The following is a 17,742-nucleotide window of genomic DNA, read 5'->3' as shown; positions in this document are numbered from 1 at the left end:
GAAACCGGACTTCTCCGTTCGCTGACTCGTCATGGCCGCCCTCACATGCTGGCGGCTCCTGTGGAAGCTCCGCCGCAGCACCCCCGGATCACCACCGTCGTCCGTGCCGTCATCGAACTCGGACTCGCCACCCGATCAAGATGGAATGGGCTCAGTGAATCGCCCAGGACGTGCGCCGGGGCCGGCAGCACCAGTGGGCTCAGGCGCTCAGCGGACTGCACTCCTCGTCGGCCGCCGACCGCGCGTCGGGGTAGACGTCGAAGAGGCGGCGCACCCCGAGCGCCCCCAGCACCTTGTTGACGTGCGAACCGTCCTCCGCGCCCCGGGCCGGAAGGATCAGCCGCAGCCTGCCGCCGCAGGACTTCATCAGCCGCCGCGACGCGATCAGTACGCCCACACCACTGGAGTCGCAGAAGAAGACGTCGGACAGGTCGAGCACCACATCGCGCCGCCCCTCGGCGACCGCCTCGTGGACGGACTGACGCACGACGGGTGAGGTCACCAGATCGAGTTCGCCCCGTATCCGGAGCACGGTCCAGTCACCCTGCTCGGTCTCGTCCACCTTCAGCGTCACGCGACTGGACCTCTCGTTCCGGGGGCTCCCGGCAACCCGGAAGTTTCCGTTCCTCCTCGCGGCTGCCCCACCGCGCCTCCATGAAACACCGACGTGCCCGCCGGAGCCCAGGCGGTTTCCGGCGGAAATGCTCACTTCGGCCCGTTTTCGCTGTTCAGAGATGGCGAGGAAGCGCCTGTGGCCGAAATGCACTACCGTCGGCGGCCACACCGCGCGGCAACGCAGTTGCCGCAAAGGCGCGTACGCCGCCCGCCCGGCGGACTACATTCGGTCAGCGAGGGCAGAGGGTGGATCTACCGGGCTGGGCAGAGGGCGGGGCTGGGGGTTTCATGGCGAAGGACACACCGCCGCGCTGGGACCGCAGGATGCAGCAGAGGCTGGCCCGCGGCGAGGCGGCGGCGCTCGGGGAGCTGTACGACCGGTTCGCCTCCCTCGTTCACAGCCAGGCCCACCGGATGCTGGACGACGAGGACGCCGCGGACCTGGTGACCCGCGAGGTCTTCGCCCAGGTCTGGGAGAACCCCGAGGCGTACGACCCGAAGCAGGGCTCGATGCGTTCCTGGGTGGCCCGGCTCACCCACCTCCAGTCGGTGCGGCGGCTGCGCCGGGCGGCGGCCACGTCGTACGAGGCGGAGCACGGCGAGGGCGCCGTGCCCGACCCGGAGGAGCTGGAGCGGCGGGTGCGCAGCGCCACGGCGGCCGCCCGCGCCGACTACATCGTCTCCTCGATGCCCGCCCCGCTGCGGCAGGCACTGGAGCTGGCCTACATCCAGCGCCGCGACTACCGCCAGACCGCTGCGGACCTCGGGGTCACCGAGGACGAGGCCCGTCGCCGCCTCCGGCTGGGCCTCCAGCTGCTCTCCACCGCCAACGCCCGCCCGCTCGAAGGGACCGCGCCACCCGGTTACGGACGAGCCCGGTGAGCGGCGACGGCCGGGAGAGCGACGGCCGTGACGAGGAGGTGCGGGGCGCGCGCCGGATACCGGGCCCGCGCTGGGCGGCGGACGACCTCGACCTGGAGTCGATGCCGCCGCCCGTGCTGCCGCCGCCCGGCGACGCGGCCGCGCCCGACGAGGTCGTACCGGAACAGGCCGCGCCGGAGGACGCCGGGCCGGCTGCGCGCGTGGCCGAACGGATCGCGCCCGGCGACGACGTGTACGAGGACGGCCTGCGGGAGGCCCCCATGCCCTCCGGAACCGAGCCGGACGAGTGGCCGGGACCGCCCCGGCCGACACCCGCGCCGGTCCTCTCGCACCGGGTCCTCAAAGCGCTCCTCGGTGCCTGGGCGCTGTCCGCCTGTTCGGCGGAGGAGACCGCCGCCGTGGAGGACCACCTCACCGGGTGCGCCCCGTGCGCGGACGAGGCGCTGCGGCTGCGGGACGCCGTGGGGCTGCTGCACACCGGCGGTTCGCTGGACCTCGATCCGACGTTGCGGACCCGGGTGATGGACGGCTGCCTGGGCCGTCGCCCGGCCCGGATTCCCGTTCCCGAGTGGGCCGCGCCGTACGACGCCGAGACCGCCCGGCTGGATGCTCTGCTCCGCGACATCGGTGACGCCGAATGGCATGCGCCGGTGCGGCTCCAGTGGTTCGAGGAGGAGCGCCCGGTCAGCCGCCGGGCGACGGTCGCCGGGGTGATCGGCCATCTGAGGGCGGTCGACGGGCTGCTGTCCGCCGCGCTCGGCCTCGACGACCCGCTCGGCGGCGGCGACGTACCGCTCGACCCCACCGAGCGCACCGAGGCGTACTGGTCGGCGACGCGGCCGCCGGCCACCCGGGCCGTCCGCGAGCCCTGGCGGGACCAGAGCCACGAGCTGATCCGTACGGCGTCCCTCGCCGGGCGGAACGTCGCCGAGACCTCCGTCTCCTACGGCGCCTTCGCCCTGCCGCTCCAGGACGCGCTGCTGGAGCGGGCCTTCGAGTGCTGGGTGCACGGCGGGGACATCGCCGACGCCGTGGACTACCCGTACGAGGCCCCGTCCGCCGCCCATCTGCACCGGATGATCGACCTCGCGGCCCGGCTGATCCCGGCCGCCCTCGCGGGCCGCCGCGGCGCCGGACTGGCCGGACCGGTCAGGGAACTGGTCGCGGCCGGGGCGCCGGGCCGCTCGCTCCATCTGGAGATCGAGGGGCACGGCGGTGGCGACTGGTACATCGCGCTGGACTCACCGGCCGCCGTCGGCTCGCCCGAGCGAGCGGTGGCGACCGTGGCACTGGACGGGGTGGAGTTCTGCCGGCTCGTCGCGGGCCACATCCCGCCGGTGGAAGCGGCGGCGGGCCAGGAGGGCGACCGCGAGGCCATCCGCGACGTGCTGTTCGCGGCGGCCTCGCTCAGCCGGTTGTGACGCGACGCCCGAGGGCTACGCGAAGATCACCGTACGGCGGCCGTTGAGCAGGATGCGCCGCTCCGCGTGCCACTTCACCGCGCGCGCCAGCGCCTGGCACTCCACGTCCCGCCCGATCGCGACCAGCTGGTCCGGGGTGACGTCGTGCCCCACCCGCTCGACCTCCTGCTCGATGATCGGGCCCTCGTCGAGGTCGGCGGTGACGTAGTGCGCGGTGGCGCCGATCAGCTTCACCCCGCGCGCGTGCGCCTGATGGTAGGGCTTGGCCCCCTTGAAGCTCGGCAGGAACGAGTGGTGGATGTTGATGATCCGGCCGCTCAGCTGCTTGCACAGGTCGTCGGAGAGGACCTGCATGTAGCGGGCCAGGACGACGAGCTCGACGTCCTCCTCGCGGACCAGCTCCAACAGCTGCGCCTCGGCCTCCGGCTTGTTCTCCTTCGTCACCGGGAGGTGCCGGAAGGGAATGCCGTACGAGGCGACCAGCTCGGCGAAGTCCGTGTGGTTGGAGACGACGGCCGCGATCTCGACGGGCAGCGCGCCCGTACGGGAACGGAACAGCAGGTCGTTGAGGCAGTGGCCGAACTTGCTGACCATCAGCACGACCCGCATCTTCTCCTCGGGCCGGTGGATCTGCCACTCCATCCGGAAGGCCTCCCCGATCGCGGCGAAGCTGGCCCGCAGCTTGTCCACCGTCACGGTGGCGTCCGAGGAGAAGTGGACGCGCATGAAGAACAGACCCGTGTCGTGGTCCCCGAACTGCTGACTGTCCTCGATGTTGCAGCCGGTCATGAAGAGGTAGCTCGACACGGCGTGCACGATGCCCTGTTTGTCGGGGCAGGAGAGCGTGAGGACGTACTGCTGGGGCAGGGCGGTGGGCTGCGGTGCGGTCATCCTCGTAGGGTGCCACAGCCGCCGGGTGCTAGGCGGTCCTGGTCATGATGCGGATGACGTCCAGGGAGCGCGGGGGCGTGTCCGGGTCCTCGGAGTCGTTGACGGCGAGCAGCACGTGCGCTTCGCGCGCCGCCCGGACCGCCTCCGGCCAGCCCTGATGGTCCAGATAGGCGGAGACGGGGGCGTCCGCGCCGACCTGGTGCATGATCCGCAGGACGCGCAGGGCGGCCGTGTCCACGGCGGCCGCCTCGGCGGCGTCCCTGAATATGGTGCCGACGTACTTCTCGGCGGACCAGTTGTCGAGCCAGGTGTCCTCGACCAGTCGGTAAACGGCGTCGGTGACGTCCCCGTATCCCTCCCGGCCGGCGAGCCAGCACTCGTGGTGGAAGTCGGGGTCGGAGAGCATGTGCAGCGCCGAGCGCACGTTGGTGCGCCAGCGCCACCACGGCATGTCAGTGAGCGGCATGCCGCCCATGGTGGAGGAGCGACGGCCGCGACGGGAAGAGTTCTCCGAACCTTGCTGCACGGTCGTCGATCGTACGTTCCTCGGCCGCACCCCCGCACGGCCCCCCGTAATTCACCGGGACATCACCGAGCGTTGAGAATCACACACCGCGCCGTTACCCCGGGCGCGGAAGGGTTCGGTGCCATGACCGGACGGCGACGCGCCCTGTTCCCCCGCCCCTTCCAGCACGTCATCACCGCGGCGGCCGCAGGTGCGTTGCTGCTGACCGGCTGCGGTGTGCTCCCTGGAACCTCGGGGGGATCCAGGGAGCCCGTCACCGTGATGACGTGGGCGCCCGACCGCTCGGACGACGTCAGCGCGGTGCAGAAGGCCGGAGTGCCCGTGATGGCCCGGGCGTACGCCCGCTGGGTCAACGACACCGGCGGTATCGGGGGGCGCGAGCTGCGGGTGATCGTCTGCGACGAGGGCGACACCGCGCTCGGCGCCGAGCGGTGCGCGCGGGAGGCCGTCAAGAAGGAGGTGGCCGCCGTCGTCGGCTCGTACAGCCGGCACGGGCAGAGCTTCATGCCCGCGCTGGAGGCGGGCGGCGTCCCGTACATCGGCGGCTACGGCGCCTCCACCGAGGAGTTCAGCAGCTACCTCTCCTACCCGGTCAACGGCGGCCAGTCCGCGCTGCTGGCCGGTCACGGCCAGCAGCTGGCGCGTTCCTGCGCGCGGGTCTCGCTGGTCCGGCCCGACACGATCGGCGGCGACGGCATGCCGCAGCTCCTCAACAACGGGCTGTTGGCCGCCGACCGGCCGAAGTCCACCGACATCCTGGCCCCCGAGGACGCCACCTCCTACGACAAGCAGGCCGCGAAGGCGCTGGAGCGGTCCGGCGGCAGCTGTGTGACGGCGGTGCTCGGTTCCCGCACGGAGACGTTCTTCGACTCCTTCCGCCGACTGGAGGCGGAAGGCGAGCGGGTCACGGTCTCCTCCGTCCTCGGCAGCGTCAGCCAGCCGCTCATCACCCGCACGGGCGGCCGGAACAGCCCGTTCGAGGGGGCCCACGTCACCGGCTGGTACCCGGAATCGGGCGACGCCCGGTGGAAGGAGATGCGCTCGGTGGTCAAGCGTTACGCCTTCGGGGACAACCGCATCGACCCGGACGACACCGCCGTCCAGACGACGTGGATCGCGTACACGGCGCTGCGGGCGGCCGTCGCGGCGATCGACGACGACAAGGTCACCTCGGGCCGGATCGCCGCCACCCTCAACCGGGGCACCGAGGTCGACACCGGCGGCCTGACCCCGACGCTCCGCTGGCGCTTCCGGGACCTGGTCGGCGCGTCGGCCTACCCGCGCATCGTCAACACGAAGGTGACGTTCCAGGTGGTCCGCGAGGGCCGTCTCACCGCCGAGAGGGAGGGCTTCGTGGACGTCGCGGAGGCCCTGACGGACGCCCCGCACATCTGACGGCCGGGGCCCGGTCGGCGCCGGACCCCGGTCTTCCGCTCAGCGGGCTCGGAGGCCCAGGAGGGCTCGGAGGGCTCGTAAGCCGGTCGCTCAGAGCTCGGTGTACGCGTGCTTGGTGAGGCCGTACTTCGCGGCGATCACGTTCCAGAGCCGCGACGCCTCGCGCTTGGCCTGGGTGGCCACCCCGCTCTGCTCGTTGCCGCTGGCCGTCTCCTTCGTCGTCCGGGCCTGGCCGCCCTTGCAGACGTTCTTGTTCTTCTTGGCCTGCCGGGCCCAGGTGGCGTAGTGCTCGTCGGCCGCGGCGGAGGCCTTCCACGCCCGGGTGAGCGAGGACGTCAGCTCGGCGTGGCGCGGCAGCTCGTCCAGGGTCAGGCCGTCGAGCCGGGTCAGCAGGTCGCGGCGCTGCTGGGCGGCGCCCTTGAGATCGGTGTTCGCCCGGTCCAGGTCCTTGCAGGACTTGATCTTCTCGACCGCGCTGATCACCGCGGCGCGGCTGTTGTTGCTGTCGGCCAGCAGCTTGTCCAGCGCCTCGGCCTGCGGCTTCGCGGGGTCGGGCGCCTCCTTGGGGGTGGGCTCATCGGCCGGGGGTGAACTCTGCGCCGCCACCGTCTGCTTGTCGTCCTCGGGGGAGTCGCCGCCGCCGCTCATCAGGGCGCCCGCGCCGAGCCCGAGGACCGCGCAGCCGACGACGACGGCGGCGATCAGCGGGACGTGCGCGGAGCGCCGGCGCGGCGGCTCGCCGTCCTGGTGCGGGGGCGGCCCGTCCTGCTCCGCACGGCCCTGGAGCCCCTGGAGGCCGGACTGGTAGCCCGGGGAGGCCTGGTGGGGCTGGGGAGCGTGGGGCGGCAACTGCTCGCCCCGGTGCGGCTGCTGGGGCTGGTAGCCCTGCTGCGGAGGCTGCTGGTACGGGGGCGGGGCCTGCTGCCCCGTGTCGAGCTGCGGCATCTGCTGCGTGCCGCCCGCCGGCCCCTCCGCGCGGAACAGGTTGTCGAACTCCGCGGGCGGCTGCCGGTCCCCCGGCGCGCCCGGCCTGACCCCGTACGGGGCGCCGCCGGGCACCGGAGGTATGTACTGCGTGGCGTCCGCGTCGCCGCCGTGCTGGGGCATCCCGACGGGTCCGGAGCCTCCCGGGACGGGCGCGATGTACTGCGTGGCGTCCGCGTCACCGCCGGGAACACCGGGAGCCCCGGGGCCTCCCCGCGTGCCCGGCACGGCCTCCGGCGGCAGCGGCTGCGCGTACGGCAGGGGCTGGGACTGCTGCTGCGACCGGGGCTGCTGGTACGAGCCGTGCTGCTGGGCCTGCTGCTGGTACGAGCCCTGCTGCTGGGGTTGCTGATACGCCCCGGGCTGCTGATACGCGTCCGGTTGCTGATGCGCGTCCGGCTGCTGGTACGCCCCGGCGCCCGGCGTCTGCGCGGGCGGAAGGGGTTGTGCCTGCGTCTGGGGCTGCGGGTAGCCGTAGTGTCCCGACGCCTGCGGGTCCGGCTGCGGCGGCGCGTCGGACTGCGGCCCCCACGGCTGCCCCCACGGCTGTCCGCCCGCGGGGGCCGCCTGCTCGCCGTGTCCGCCGTGCGTGCCCTGCCCTCCGGCCGCGGGTCCCCCCGGGGTCCAGGGGGCACCGCCGTCGGCGGGCAGGACGACACCCTCGTGCGCGGGTCGTGCGGCGGGGAGCTGTTGCTCGCCGCCCTGTCCGCCCTGTCCGCTCTGCGTCACCGGGACTCCTACGTGTGAACCTACGGAATCGTCGGCTCACGCTATCGGGTGGTCACCCGCCTCCGCCAAGCGCGTAGGGCCCCTCACGACCCCTTCACAGCGGGGGTAACATCCGGCCGCCCCACGACGCTGTTATCGGGCGGACCCGCGCGACCGGGCCCGCAGCCGCGGGCTCACGCCGCCTGGAGCTCCAGCCGCTCGCCGAACTCCCGTACCGCGGGCTCCTCGGCGTAGGGCGTGAGCCGCTGCTGGAGGTCGTCGAGGTATTCGGCGCCCCGGGTGGAACGCACCGTCCCCAGGAGCTCCATCGCCCGCGTCCCCGTGTGGCAGGCCCGCTCCACCTCGCGCTGCTGGACCTGGGCCGAGGCGAGGAGCACCAGCCCGATGCCCCGGCGCCGCGCCCGGGTCTCCGGCAGCGCGGCCAGCGCCTCCCTGGCCCGCCGGGCGGCCTCCTGCGCCTGCCCCAGGTCCCGGTGGCAGTGGGCCAGTTCGTCCGCGAGGTAGCCCGCGTCGAAGTGCGCGATCCAGACCGGGTCGTCGCCCGTGTCCGGGTCGGCCTGCTCCAGCGCGGCGACCGCCCGCCCCGCCACCGCGTGGCAGGTCCTGGCGTCCCCGAGCAGCGCGTGCCCCCGGGCCTCGGCCGCGTAGAACATCGCCTGGGCGCGGGGGGTGACCTGCCCCCGGGCTCCTTCCTGTGCGGCGCGGGCCAGTTGGGCGATCTCGCGCGGGTTGCCGAGCTGGGCGGCGAGGTGGCTCATGGAGGCGGCCAGCACATAGCCGCCGTAGGCCCGGTCGCCCGCCGCCTGTGCGAGCCGCAGGGCCTGGATGTAGTACCGCTGGGCGAGGCCGGGCTGACCGGTATCGACCGCCATGTACCCGCCGAGTTCGGTGAGCCGGGCCACCGCGCCGAACAGCTCACGCCCCACCTGTTCGCGGTACGCCCCCGAAAGCAGCCCGGAGACCACGCTGTTGAGGTAGTGCACGAGCACCGGGCGGACATGGCCGCTGCCGAAGCGGTGGTCGAGGTCGGTCAGGGCGGTGGTCATCGCCCGCACCGCCTCCACGTCGGACATCCCGACCCGGGCCCCGGCCGTCCGCTCGACCTGCGGGTCGGTGCCGGAGATCAGCCAGTCCCGGCTGGGCTCGACCAGTGCGGAGGCGGCGATGGCCGAACCCGTGAGCAGATCGCGGCGGCCCACGTCGCTGCGCCACAGCTCGCAGACCTGCTCGACGGCCCCGGCCACGGTCGGCGCGTACTGGAGGCCGACGCCGGAGGCCAGGTTCTTGCCGTTGGCCATGCCGATCTCGTCGATGGTGACCGTACGGCCGAGCTTGCGGCCGAGCGCCTCGGCGATGATCCCCGGGGCCCGGCCCCGGGGTTGCTGTCCGCGCAGCCAGCGCGCCACGGAGGTCTTGTCGTAGCGCAGGTCGAGCCCTCGCTCGGCCCCGACCATGTTCACGCGGCGCGCGAGGCCCGCGTTGGAACAGGCGGCTTCCTGGATGAGCGTCTGGAGCCGTTCGTTGGGCTGGCGGGCTACGAGAGGCCTTGCAGCCATATGTCCCCCTGAAGCATCGGTTATGTGCAGCGATCGGTGGAAGGGATCACTGCCCGGCACATACACAAGAAATGCGCATATTCCATCGGCATTCGGTACGGTCGGCGGTCCTGAAGGTGGTTACCCGCCCTTCGGTACGACGCCTCACGCGCGCCCCCGTCCATGCTCCGATGCGCCCCGCGTGCAGGATCGATGCACCGTGACCCGGTCATGGGGAGGCCGTAACCCCCGGTGACGCCGGGAGTTGTGCTGGTCGTGGAAGAGCCCATCGGAGTCACGGAAGCCGCACAAGTACCTCAGCAGCGGGGGGATCACCTGCTCGACGCCGCGGTGCGGTATGCGGAAGAGCGTCACTGGGACGTGTTCCCCGGCACCTGGCTGGAGGCGGTGGAGGGCAGGGAGCGCTGCTCCTGCGGCGAGCCGGCCTGCGCCCTGCCCGGGGCCCACGCGGACCGGCCCGACTGGGCGGGCCAGGCGACCGGCAGCGGGGCCGCCGCCCGGCGTATGTGGTCCCGGCAGCCGCGCGCCTCGGTGCTGCTGCCGACCGGGCGCACCTTCGACGCGCTGGAGGTCCCGGAGGCCGCGGGCTTCCTGGCGCTGGCGCGGATGGAGCGGATGGACCTGACCCTCGGCCCGGTCACCTGCACGCCCGACCGCCGGATGATGTTCTTCGTGCTGCCCGGGGCCGCGGCCAAGGCCCCCGAGCTGGTGCGCGCGCTCGGCTGGAACGCCGAGGCGATCGATCTGACCGGCCGGGGCGAGGGCCACTACATCGCCGCTCCGCCGACCCGGGTCGGCGGGCGCGGGGCGGTGCAGTGGGCCCGCAAGCCCACCCACGTCAACCGCTGGCTGCCCGATGTGGACGAGCTGATCAGCCCCCTGGCGTACGCCTGCGCACGCGAGGCGGCCGACGCCCGCACCCGGACCTCGTAGGGCTTCGGAAGCCTTTCGTAGGGTGGTCCCCACCACGTGGGGATATCGAAAGGCTGTGCCATGCCGGACCAGGCAGATGCACGTACGGAAACAGACACGCGCATCGACAGAGGCGCGGGTACAGAAGCAGACGCGACAGCGGGCGGTGCGCCGACGGCGCCCCCCGCTGTCCGCGTACAGGGGCTGTGGAAGCGGTTCGGGGAGCAGGTCGCCGTCTCGGGGATCGATCTGGAGCTGCCCGCGGGCAAGTTCATCGGGCTGGTGGGGCCCAACGGGGCCGGTAAGACGACCACGCTCTCGATGATCACCGGGCTCCTCCGGCCCGACATGGGGACGATCGAGGTCGCGGGCCACAACGTGTGGACGGACCCGGTCGAGGTGAAGTCCCGGATCGGCGTGCTGCCGGAGGGGCTGCGGCTCTTCGAGCGGCTGTCGGGACGCGAACTTCTCGCGTACAACGGGCGGTTGCGCGGGCTCCCCGGTGACGAGGTCGACAAGCGGGCCACCCAGCTTCTCGACGTGCTGGACCTGGCGGGTGCGCAGCACAAGCTGGTCGTCGACTACTCGACCGGTATGCGGAAGAAGATCGGCCTCGCGGCCGCACTCCTCCACAACCCCGAAGTGCTGTTCCTGGACGAGCCCTTCGAGGGCGTCGACCCGGTCTCCGCCCAGACGATCCGCGGGGTGCTGGAGCGCTACACGCGGTCCGGGGCGACGGTGGTCTTCTCCAGCCATGTCATGGAGCTGGTCGAGTCGCTGTGCGACTGGGTGGCGGTGATGGCGGCGGGCCGGATCAAGGCGCGCGGCACACTGGCCGAGGTACGCGGCGACGCCCCCTCGTTGCAGACGGCCTTCCTCGAACTGGTCGGCGCGAGCGGCCGGGACACCGGTGACGCCCTCGACTGGCTGGGCGGCTCCCGATGAGCGTGCTGGACACTCCGGTCACCGCCGTCGCCCCGGCCGCGCCGACGTCGGGCCTGACCCCGGTCTTCGTACGGCTGAAACTGTCGCTCCTGCGGAACGGTCTGCGGCAGTCCGCCGGGCGCAGGGCCGCGTTCATCGTCTCCCTCGTCCTCACCCTGCTGGTCGCCGCGGGGCAGGTCCTGGGCCTAGTCCTGCTGCGCGGCGACGAGCACGCGGGCACGGTCGTGGTGCTGCTCACCGGCGTCGTGGCGCTCGGCTGGGCGGTGCTGCCGCTGTTCTTCCCCAGTGGTGACGACACCCTCGACCCGACCCGGCTGGCGATGCTGCCGCTGCGGCCGCAGCCGCTGGTGCGGGCCCTGCTGGTGTCGTCGATGATCGGCGTCGGCCCGCTGTTCACGCTGTGCCTGGTGACCGGCTCGGTCCTCGCGCTGGCGCGGGGGGCGGTCGGGGTGGTGTTCGCGGTCCTCGCCGTCCCGCTGACGATGCTGCTCTGCGTGGCGCTGTCGCGGGCGGTGGCCACCGCCAACGTACGGCTGCTGAACTCCCGCAAGGGCCGCGACCTCGCGGTGCTCAGCGGGCTGGTGATCGCGGTGGGCATCCAGTTCGTCAACTTCGGCGCGCAGCGGCTCGGGCAGTCCGGCGGGCTCTCCGCGCTCGAACCGGCTGCGGGCGTGGTCCGCTGGCTGCCCGGCGCCTCCGCGATAGGGGCGGTGGACTCGGCGTCGGACGGTTCGCCGGGCATCGCGGTCCTCCAGCTGCTGATCACGGTGGCCGCCCTGGCCGCGCTGCTGTGGACGTGGCAGCGGAGCCTGGTGAAGCTGATGACCGCGCCGGACGGCTCGACGCTGGCGGCCGCCGAACCGTCCCGCAAGGAGTCGTCCGCCGGCCGCGGCGGTCTGGCGGGGCTGCTGCCGGAGGGCCGCACGGGGACCGTCGTACAGCGGAGCCTGCGGTATGTGGCGCGGGACCCGAAGACGAAGGCGGGCTGGGTGACGGCGCTGGCGATCGGCGCGATCGTGCCGCTGCTCAACGCGTTCCAGGGCACCGGCTCGGTGTACTTCGCGTGCTTCGCCGCGGGCATGCTCGGTATGCAGATGTACAACCAGTTCGGGCAGGACACCTCGGCGTTCTGGATGGTGGCGCTGACGATCTCCTCGCCCCGGGACGCGTACGTCGAGCTGCGGGCCCGCGCGCTGGCTCTGTTGCTGATCACGCTCCCGTACACGCTGGTGGTCTGCGTGGTGACGGCGGCGGTGATCGGCGACTGGGAGACCCTGCCCGGGGCGCTGGGCCTGTCCTTCGCGCTGCTGGGCGCGATGGTGTCGACAGGGGCGGTGGCCTCGGCGCTGTTCGCGTACTCGATCCCGCAGGAGGGCGCGTTCAAGAACGTGGCTCCGGGACAGGGCGGACTGGCCTGGATATCGATCCTCGGTGGCATGGTGGCCACCTCGCTGCTGGCCGCGCCGGTGATCGCGATGACGATCTGGCTGCACCTCGCGGACCACCATGGCGCGCTGTGGCTCATGGTGCCGGGAGGCGTCGCGTACGGGGCGTTCATCGGGTGGGCCGGGCTGAAGCTCGCCGCGACGCGCACGGCGAACCGGCTGCCGGAGATCCTGACGGCGGTCAGCAAGGGGTGACCCCCTGCCTAGGGCTCCAGGGGTTGTCTGACAGGCCCTACGGGGCGACCGGCTCCCGGTCGCCCCGGCTGTCCTCGTGGAGCTGTTCCAGGAACGGCTCCACCGCCGCCCGCCAGCCCTCCGGCTGGTCGTAGTGGATGAGGTGGCCCGCGTCCGCCACCTCCGCGTACTGACCGCGGGGCAGGACGCGGACCATCTCCTGGGCCTCGGCGCGGCCCAGCTCCCCGTCGAGGCCGCGCAGCACCAGCGCCGGGCACCGCACCTGGGCCAGCTCCTCCCAGTGGGCGTCGAAGACCCAGGTGGCGCGGGAGCGGAGCATCTGGCGGCGGGAGAAGACGGGACGCCAGCCGTCCTCGCACTCGGCCATCACCTCGGCGTAGAACTCGCCGCGAGCGGGGCTCGGCCGCTCCACCCAGGGGTCGTCCTCACCGAACCACTTCCGAACGTCGGCGAGGGTGGCGAAAGGCAGCGGCCAGGAGTCGAACCAGTCGCTCCACTCGCGCTGGGAGGCGGCGCCGAGGGCGGAGGCGCGCATGTCGCAGATGACGACGGCGCGGACGAGGTCGGGGCGCTTGGCGGCGAGCTGCCAGCCGGTGAGCGCTCCCATGGCGTGGCCGACGACGGTGACGGGACCGAGCCCGAGCTGTTCGATCGCGGCCTCGGCGTCGGAGACGTAGGCCTCGCGGGTGTACGGACCCTCGGCCGGCTTCTCGCTGCGGCCGTGGCCCCGCTGGTCGAGGCCGACCGCGCGATACCGCTCGGCCAGCCAGCGGGCGGTGGGGGCCCAGTGGGAGGCCCGGCCCATGAGCCCGTGAAGCAATAAGACGCCGGGGGCGCGGTCGCTCTCCGCACGCCCCTTGGGCGGGTCGGCGAACTCCCATGCCGCGAGGCGTACGCCGTCGGTTCCGGTCACATCGATGCGCCGCACCATAGTCCTGGCACCCCCTTCTGGTCCTCGATCACCGTGTGGTTCCGCCCCGCCAGGCTATCGAACCCGTATTCGAAAACGGAGGTGTGCCACCCAACACCCCACGTTCGAGTGACACCCGTCCAGGATTGGCGCCGACCGCCGTGGGGAGATCTTCACCAGGAGGCGGACCGCTCGGGGACAACGGGCCGCGGGGACTGGCCTTGAGAGCTCGGGGCTCCGGGTCAGCACAGGGGAGGACAGGCCCCGGCGTCTTCGGACGCCGGGGCCGACCCCTGTCCGGGGGCACCCCCGGAAGGGGCCCTGAGACCGCTCCCAAAACCGGTCCCGAGACCGCACCCGGGGCCGGCTCCGCCGCGCGACGACAACGATGGCAACGAAGGCGACAAGGGCCCCACAGGGCTCGGTGGGCACCGTCCGGTGCGCGTGCCGGTATGACGGGCGCATTCCCTGCTCCCTCCCCTGCCTGGGCTCAGCCTGGCACGCGATGCGCCCCCGGCGCTGCGATTCCGGAGGGAAACCAGCGCCCGGCCGCCTCGGCCCCGGGCAACGAACGCGTCAGCGCTTGGCGACGAAGACGTGCGATGCGATCTCGGCGTCCAGCTCGGCCGCCTCCCCGCTGGAGCCGACCAGCACTCCGCCGGGCGACTCGGTCACGCTGACCACGGACCCGGGCTGCACCCCGGCCCGGCGCAGCGTGTACATCAGCTGGGCGTCGGTCTGGATCGGCTCGCCGATCCGCCGCACCACCACGGTCTTGCCCTCGGTGCCCGGGTCGAGCTCGGCCAGGCTCACCATGGAGGCGTCCAGGAACGGGTCGGCCTCGGCCTTCTCGCCCAGCTCCTCCAGGCCCGGGATGGGATTCCCGTACGGCGACTCGGTCGGGTGACGCAGCAGCTCCAGCACGCGCCGCTCCACCGCCTCGCTCATCACGTGCTCCCAGCGACAGGCCTCGGCGTGGACCTGCTCCCACTCCAGGCCGATCACGTCGACGAGAAGACACTCGGCGAGCCGGTGCTTGCGCATCACACGGGTGGCGAGGCGGCGGCCCTCCTCGGTCAGCTCCAGGTGGCGGTCCCCCGCGACCTGGACCAGACCGTCGCGCTCCATACGGGCCACCGTCTGGCTGACGGTCGGACCGCTCTGGTCCAGCCGTTCGGCGATACGGGCGCGCATGGGCACGACGCCTTCCTCTTCCAGTTCGAGGATGGTGCGGAGATACATCTCCGTGGTGTCGATCAGTCCGGACATACGTGCCCCTCGATGCTGTGACTAGAAAACGTCGTGCGATGGCCCTGTACCAATTCTGACGTATAGCGGCGACAACCGTGCCGCCCCGGCGCGAGACCGGTGGAAGAGCGTGCGGACGAGGCCGCCGGGCGCTATTGACAGGCCACTGGTCCAGACCGCAACGTGATCGGCGGCACGGGCATTCCCACCCCGTCGATCCACCCCGTCGTCCCCCGCCGAAAGGGCTCTCCCCGATGAGCGACAGCAAGCTGGCCGGTCAGTTCTTCGACGCGGCGATCGGCCTGCTCCAGCGGGTGCGCGACGAGGAGGCGGCCTCGATCGACGCCGCGGGCACGGCCATCGCCGACACCGTGGAGGCCGGCGGCCGGCTGTTCGCGTTCGGCGCGGGGCACTCCTCGCTCGCCGCCCAGGACGTCGTCTACCGGGCGGGCGGCCTGGCCCTGATGAACCTGCTCACCGTCCCCGGCGTCGTCGGCGTGGACGTCATGCCCGCCACCCTGGGCTCGGCCCTGGAGCGGGTGGACGGGCTCGCCTCGGCCGTCCTGGACACCAGCCCCGCCACCGCCGGGGACGTCCTCGTGATCATCTCGCTGTCCGGGCGCAACGCGCTGCCCGTGGAGATGGCGCAGAACGCCCGCGCCCTCGGGCTGAAGGTCATCGGCGTCACCTCGGTCGCGTACGCCGAGAGCACCCGCTCCCGGCACGCCTCGGGCGGCTTCCTGCGGGACCACTGCGACATCGTCCTGGACAGCAAGATCGCGATCGGCGACGCGGAGCTGACGGCCCCCGGCATCGAGGCCCCCTTCGCCCCGGCCTCGACGGTGGTGACCAGCGCGATCATGCAGGCGATGCTGGCGTCCGCCGCCGAGCGGCTGGTGTCCCGGGGCATCGAGCCGCCGCTCCTGCGCTCGGGGAACGTCGACGGCGGCCACGAGTGGAACGGCCGGGTGATGACGGAGTACCGGGACCGGATCTTCTACCGGCACTGAGGTCCGGTACACGGCCCGCTGAGGCCCCGTACACCTCCCGCTCAGGTCCGGTACGCGGCCCGCTGAGGCCCGGTACACCGCCCCCCTCAGGTCCCGTACACCGCCTACCGGTGCGCCGTCGGGAACGTGACCCGGGCCGTGAGCCCCCCGCCCGGGTTCGCCGTGGCGCTCACCGCGCCGCCGTGCGCGCGGGCGACCGATGCCACGATGGAGAGTCCGAGGCCCGCGCCCTCGCCGGGGGCATGGCGGCGGGCCCGCGCACGACGGAACGGCTCGAACAGCAGCGGCACGGTCGCCGGGTCGACGGCCGGGCCGGTGTTGGCGACCTCCAGGCCGCCCGGCCCGACCCGGACCCGTACGCTCCCGCCGGGGTGGTTGTGGCGCAGCGCGTTGGCGACCAGGTTGTGCACGAGGTGGTCCAGCAGCACCGGATCGCCCTCGACACTCACCGGCCGGGCCTCCACCTCGACGGTGACGGACCGTTCCTTCGCCTCGGCCGCCAGCGCCTCGGTGACCGTCGACGTGGCCGTGCCCAGGTCGACCCGTTCGCGCCGCCGCAGGCCCTCGTCGGAGACCGCGAGGAGCAGCAGGCCCTCGATGAGCTGCTCGCTGTCGTCGGCGGTGTCGATGAGCTTGTCGCGAATCCAGGCGACCTTCTCGGGCGGCGGGTCGTCGGCCAGGCCGATCTCGGCGGCGGCCCGCTGCACGGCGAGCGGGGTGCGCAGCTCGTGGGCGGCGTTGGCGGCGAACCGCTGCCGGGCGGCGACCAGCTCCTCGATCCGGTCGAGCATCCCGTCGAAGGTGTCGGCCAGCTCCTTCAGCTCACCGCGCGGGGCCTTCAGCGCGATGCGCTCGTGCAGGTTGCTGCCGGACAGCCGGCGGGCGCGGGCGGTGATGACGCCGACCGGCCGCAGCACCCGGCCCGCCATCCACCAGGCGAGCGCGACGGAGAGCGCCGAGTAGCCGGCGAGGGAAACCGCGGAGACGGTGAGGAGCTGGTTGAGCGCGGCGTCCCCGGCTGCGGTGCTGAGCTTCTGCGCGACGGCGATCTGGCCGGGTTCGAGCCTGGTGGTCCGCGCCCAGTCCCCCGAGGGCAGCGTGGGAGTGGCGGCGGAGGCCGCGTCCAGCTGGGACGCGGGTACGGCGGGGGCGACGGCGGTGACGATGCTGGCGTACAGGCCCTCGCTGACCAGCAGGTAGACGAGCCCCATCAGCAGGACCCCGGCCAGCATCAGGAGCCCGCCGTACAGGGCGGTGAGCCGGGTGCGCTCGCTGTTCACCGGGCGCCACCCGCCCGCGGCCCGTCGCCGATGCGGTAACCGGCGCCCGGGACCGTCTCGATCACCGGGGGCGCGCCGAGCTTGGCGCGGAGCTTGGAGAGGGTGACGCGGACGGCGTTGGTGCGGTAGCTGGTGTCCTCCTCCCACACCTCCTCGATCAGGTCGTCGCCGCTGACGACCGCGCCCTCGGCCCGCAGCAGGGTTTCCAGCACGGCGAACTCCTTGCGGGAGAGGGACAGGTAACGGCCGTCGCGGCAGACCTGGCGGCGGGCGGTGTCCAGGGTCAGCCCCGCCCGTTCCAGGACGGGCGGGAGCGCGGGGCGGGCGCGGCGGCCGAGCGCGAGGACCCGGGCGAGGAGTTCGTCGTACGCGAACGGCTTGGTCAGGTAGTCGTCGGCGCCGATCCCGAGCCCGGCCACCCGGTCCCGTACGGTCCCCGATGCGGTGAGCATCAGAATCCGGGTGAGCAGCCGCATCGCGACGACCTTCCGGCACACCTCGTCGCCGTGCAGCCCGGGCAGATCGCGGTCGAGGATCATCACGTCGTACGCGCCGAACCGCAGCCGGTCCAGTGCCGCCCGGCCGTCGGGGGCCACGTCCACGGCGACGGCGTCACGGCGCAGCCCCTCGGCGATCATCTCCGCCAGGAACTCCTCGTCCTCCACCACCAGCACACGCATGGGCCCTGTGTACCCGAAAGCGATGTTTCGCCGGTGTAAGCATCGGCGCTGAGAGAAACGAAACCGCGTCCTCGCGCACGCTCGGGCTGTTCGTACCCGGCCTGTCAGCAACGGACGA

The 17,742-nt window shown here is 72.9% G+C and carries 16 protein-coding genes; 7 read left to right on the top strand and 9 right to left on the bottom strand.

Features of this window, described 5'->3' with window-relative positions:
- Window positions 1-199: 199 nt before the first annotated feature.
- Entirely contained in the window at window positions 200-574 is a 375-nt protein-coding gene (locus RI138_RS19180; protein WP_311120931.1) for an STAS domain-containing protein, read from the bottom strand.
- 329 nt (window positions 575-903) lie between these two features.
- Between RI138_RS19180 and RI138_RS19175 the strand changes: the two genes are divergently transcribed.
- Both RI138_RS19175 and RI138_RS19170 read left to right on the top strand, forming a co-directional pair.
- Window positions 904-1,497: an RNA polymerase sigma factor gene (locus tag RI138_RS19175; protein WP_311120930.1), complete on the top strand. Its 594-nt coding sequence runs from the start codon at window positions 904-906 to the stop codon at window positions 1,495-1,497.
- Entirely contained in the window at window positions 1,494-2,918 is a 1,425-nt protein-coding gene (locus RI138_RS19170; RefSeq protein WP_311120929.1) for a zf-HC2 domain-containing protein, read from the top strand. Before RI138_RS19175 ends, RI138_RS19170 begins: the two co-directional genes overlap by 4 nt.
- A 15-nt stretch (window positions 2,919-2,933) precedes the next feature.
- On the opposite strand, the gene purU is transcribed toward RI138_RS19170, so the two are convergent.
- The gene (purU, locus tag RI138_RS19165; protein ID WP_311120928.1) at window positions 2,934-3,809 is read right to left on the bottom strand and encodes a formyltetrahydrofolate deformylase; all 876 of its coding nucleotides are present in this window, start codon (window positions 3,807-3,809) and stop codon (window positions 2,934-2,936) included.
- Window positions 3,810-3,837: 28 nt separating this feature from the next.
- Window positions 3,838-4,284, bottom strand: a complete 447-nt coding sequence (locus RI138_RS19160; protein ID WP_096627688.1) for an SCO4402 family protein — start codon at window positions 4,282-4,284, stop codon at window positions 3,838-3,840.
- Window positions 4,285-4,458: 174 nt separating this feature from the next.
- Here RI138_RS19160 and RI138_RS19155 point away from each other — a divergent pair, with 174 nt between their 5' ends.
- Window positions 4,459-5,730 carry an ABC transporter substrate-binding protein gene (locus RI138_RS19155; RefSeq protein WP_311120927.1) on the top strand — a complete coding sequence of 424 codons (1,272 nt, stop codon included), beginning with the start codon at window positions 4,459-4,461 and terminating at the stop codon, window positions 5,728-5,730.
- A 90-nt stretch (window positions 5,731-5,820) separates the two neighbouring features.
- Here the strand turns inward: RI138_RS19155 and RI138_RS19150 are convergent, their stop codons facing one another.
- Both RI138_RS19150 and RI138_RS19145 read right to left on the bottom strand, forming a co-directional pair.
- Window positions 5,821-7,443 (bottom strand): hypothetical protein, encoded by a 1,623-nt coding sequence (locus RI138_RS19150; RefSeq protein WP_311120926.1) that lies wholly within the window; start codon window positions 7,441-7,443, stop codon window positions 5,821-5,823.
- A gap of 173 nt (window positions 7,444-7,616) precedes the next feature.
- Entirely contained in the window at window positions 7,617-8,999 is a 1,383-nt protein-coding gene (locus tag RI138_RS19145) for a transcriptional regulator (RefSeq protein ID WP_311120925.1), read from the bottom strand.
- A gap of 246 nt (window positions 9,000-9,245) precedes the next feature.
- On the opposite strand from RI138_RS19145, the gene RI138_RS19140 reads away from it, so the two are divergent.
- Genes RI138_RS19140 through RI138_RS19130 form a run of 3 tightly spaced genes read left to right on the top strand, consistent with a single transcriptional unit; the run spans window position 9,246 to window position 12,496 of the window.
- The gene (locus RI138_RS19140; protein ID WP_311122937.1) at window positions 9,246-9,932 is read left to right on the top strand and encodes a bifunctional DNA primase/polymerase; all 687 of its coding nucleotides are present in this window, start codon (window positions 9,246-9,248) and stop codon (window positions 9,930-9,932) included.
- Between the two features lie 60 nt (window positions 9,933-9,992).
- Window positions 9,993-10,856: an ABC transporter ATP-binding protein gene (locus RI138_RS19135; RefSeq protein WP_096627693.1), complete on the top strand. Its 864-nt coding sequence runs from the start codon at window positions 9,993-9,995 to the stop codon at window positions 10,854-10,856.
- A complete protein-coding gene (locus RI138_RS19130; RefSeq protein WP_311120924.1) occupies window positions 10,853-12,496 on the top strand; it encodes a transporter in 1,644 nt (547 codons plus the stop codon). Before RI138_RS19135 ends, RI138_RS19130 begins: the two co-directional genes overlap by 4 nt.
- Before the next feature lie 37 nt (window positions 12,497-12,533).
- Here RI138_RS19130 and RI138_RS19125 read toward each other — a convergent pair whose 3' ends face one another.
- Together RI138_RS19125 and RI138_RS19120 are read right to left on the bottom strand one after the other, a co-directional pair.
- A complete protein-coding gene (locus RI138_RS19125) occupies window positions 12,534-13,427 on the bottom strand; it encodes an alpha/beta fold hydrolase (RefSeq protein ID WP_311120923.1) in 894 nt (297 codons plus the stop codon).
- 555 nt (window positions 13,428-13,982) lie between these two features.
- Complete coding sequence (locus RI138_RS19120; RefSeq protein WP_096627696.1) at window positions 13,983-14,675, bottom strand: metal-dependent transcriptional regulator; 693 nt, start codon at window positions 14,673-14,675, stop codon at window positions 13,983-13,985.
- Window positions 14,676-14,908: 233 nt separating this feature from the next.
- Between RI138_RS19120 and RI138_RS19115 the strand changes: the two genes are divergently transcribed.
- Window positions 14,909-15,664 carry an SIS domain-containing protein gene (locus RI138_RS19115; protein ID WP_096627697.1) on the top strand — a complete coding sequence of 252 codons (756 nt, stop codon included), beginning with the start codon at window positions 14,909-14,911 and terminating at the stop codon, window positions 15,662-15,664.
- Between the two features lie 104 nt (window positions 15,665-15,768).
- Here RI138_RS19115 and RI138_RS19110 read toward each other — a convergent pair whose 3' ends face one another.
- Together RI138_RS19110 and RI138_RS19105 are read right to left on the bottom strand one after the other, a co-directional pair.
- Window positions 15,769-16,944 carry a sensor histidine kinase gene (locus RI138_RS19110; protein ID WP_311120922.1) on the bottom strand — a complete coding sequence of 392 codons (1,176 nt, stop codon included), beginning with the start codon at window positions 16,942-16,944 and terminating at the stop codon, window positions 15,769-15,771.
- Window positions 16,941-17,624 (bottom strand): response regulator transcription factor, encoded by a 684-nt coding sequence (locus RI138_RS19105; RefSeq protein ID WP_311120921.1) that lies wholly within the window; start codon window positions 17,622-17,624, stop codon window positions 16,941-16,943. Before RI138_RS19105 ends, RI138_RS19110 begins: the two co-directional genes overlap by 4 nt.
- Window positions 17,625-17,742: the final 118 nt, after the last annotated feature.

Source organism: Streptomyces durocortorensis (genome assembly GCF_031760065.1).
Lineage (GTDB): Bacteria > Actinomycetota > Actinomycetes > Streptomycetales > Streptomycetaceae > Streptomyces.
This window is presented reverse-complemented; position numbering and strand designations above follow the sequence as displayed.

What these genes read in the sequence shown, in the direction of transcription:
- RI138_RS19175 (WP_311120930.1), top strand. Translation starts at nt 904, where the DNA reads ATGGCGAAGGACACACCGCCGCGCTGGGACCGCAGGATGCAGCAGAGG.
- purU (WP_311120928.1), bottom strand. Translation starts at nt 3,809, where the DNA reads ATGACCGCACCGCAGCCCACCGCCCTGCCCCAGCAGTACGTCCTCACG.
- RI138_RS19160 (WP_096627688.1), bottom strand. Translation starts at nt 4,284, where the DNA reads ATGGGCGGCATGCCGCTCACTGACATGCCGTGGTGGCGCTGGCGCACC.
- RI138_RS19155 (WP_311120927.1), top strand. Translation starts at nt 4,459, where the DNA reads ATGACCGGACGGCGACGCGCCCTGTTCCCCCGCCCCTTCCAGCACGTC.
- RI138_RS19145 (WP_311120925.1), bottom strand. Translation starts at nt 8,999, where the DNA reads ATGGCTGCAAGGCCTCTCGTAGCCCGCCAGCCCAACGAACGGCTCCAG.
- RI138_RS19135 (WP_096627693.1), top strand. Translation starts at nt 9,993, where the DNA reads ATGCCGGACCAGGCAGATGCACGTACGGAAACAGACACGCGCATCGAC.
- RI138_RS19130 (WP_311120924.1), top strand. Translation starts at nt 10,853, where the DNA reads ATGAGCGTGCTGGACACTCCGGTCACCGCCGTCGCCCCGGCCGCGCCG.
- RI138_RS19125 (WP_311120923.1), bottom strand. Translation starts at nt 13,427, where the DNA reads ATGGTGCGGCGCATCGATGTGACCGGAACCGACGGCGTACGCCTCGCG.
- RI138_RS19120 (WP_096627696.1), bottom strand. Translation starts at nt 14,675, where the DNA reads ATGTCCGGACTGATCGACACCACGGAGATGTATCTCCGCACCATCCTC.
- RI138_RS19115 (WP_096627697.1), top strand. Translation starts at nt 14,909, where the DNA reads ATGAGCGACAGCAAGCTGGCCGGTCAGTTCTTCGACGCGGCGATCGGC.
- RI138_RS19105 (WP_311120921.1), bottom strand. Translation starts at nt 17,624, where the DNA reads ATGCGTGTGCTGGTGGTGGAGGACGAGGAGTTCCTGGCGGAGATGATC.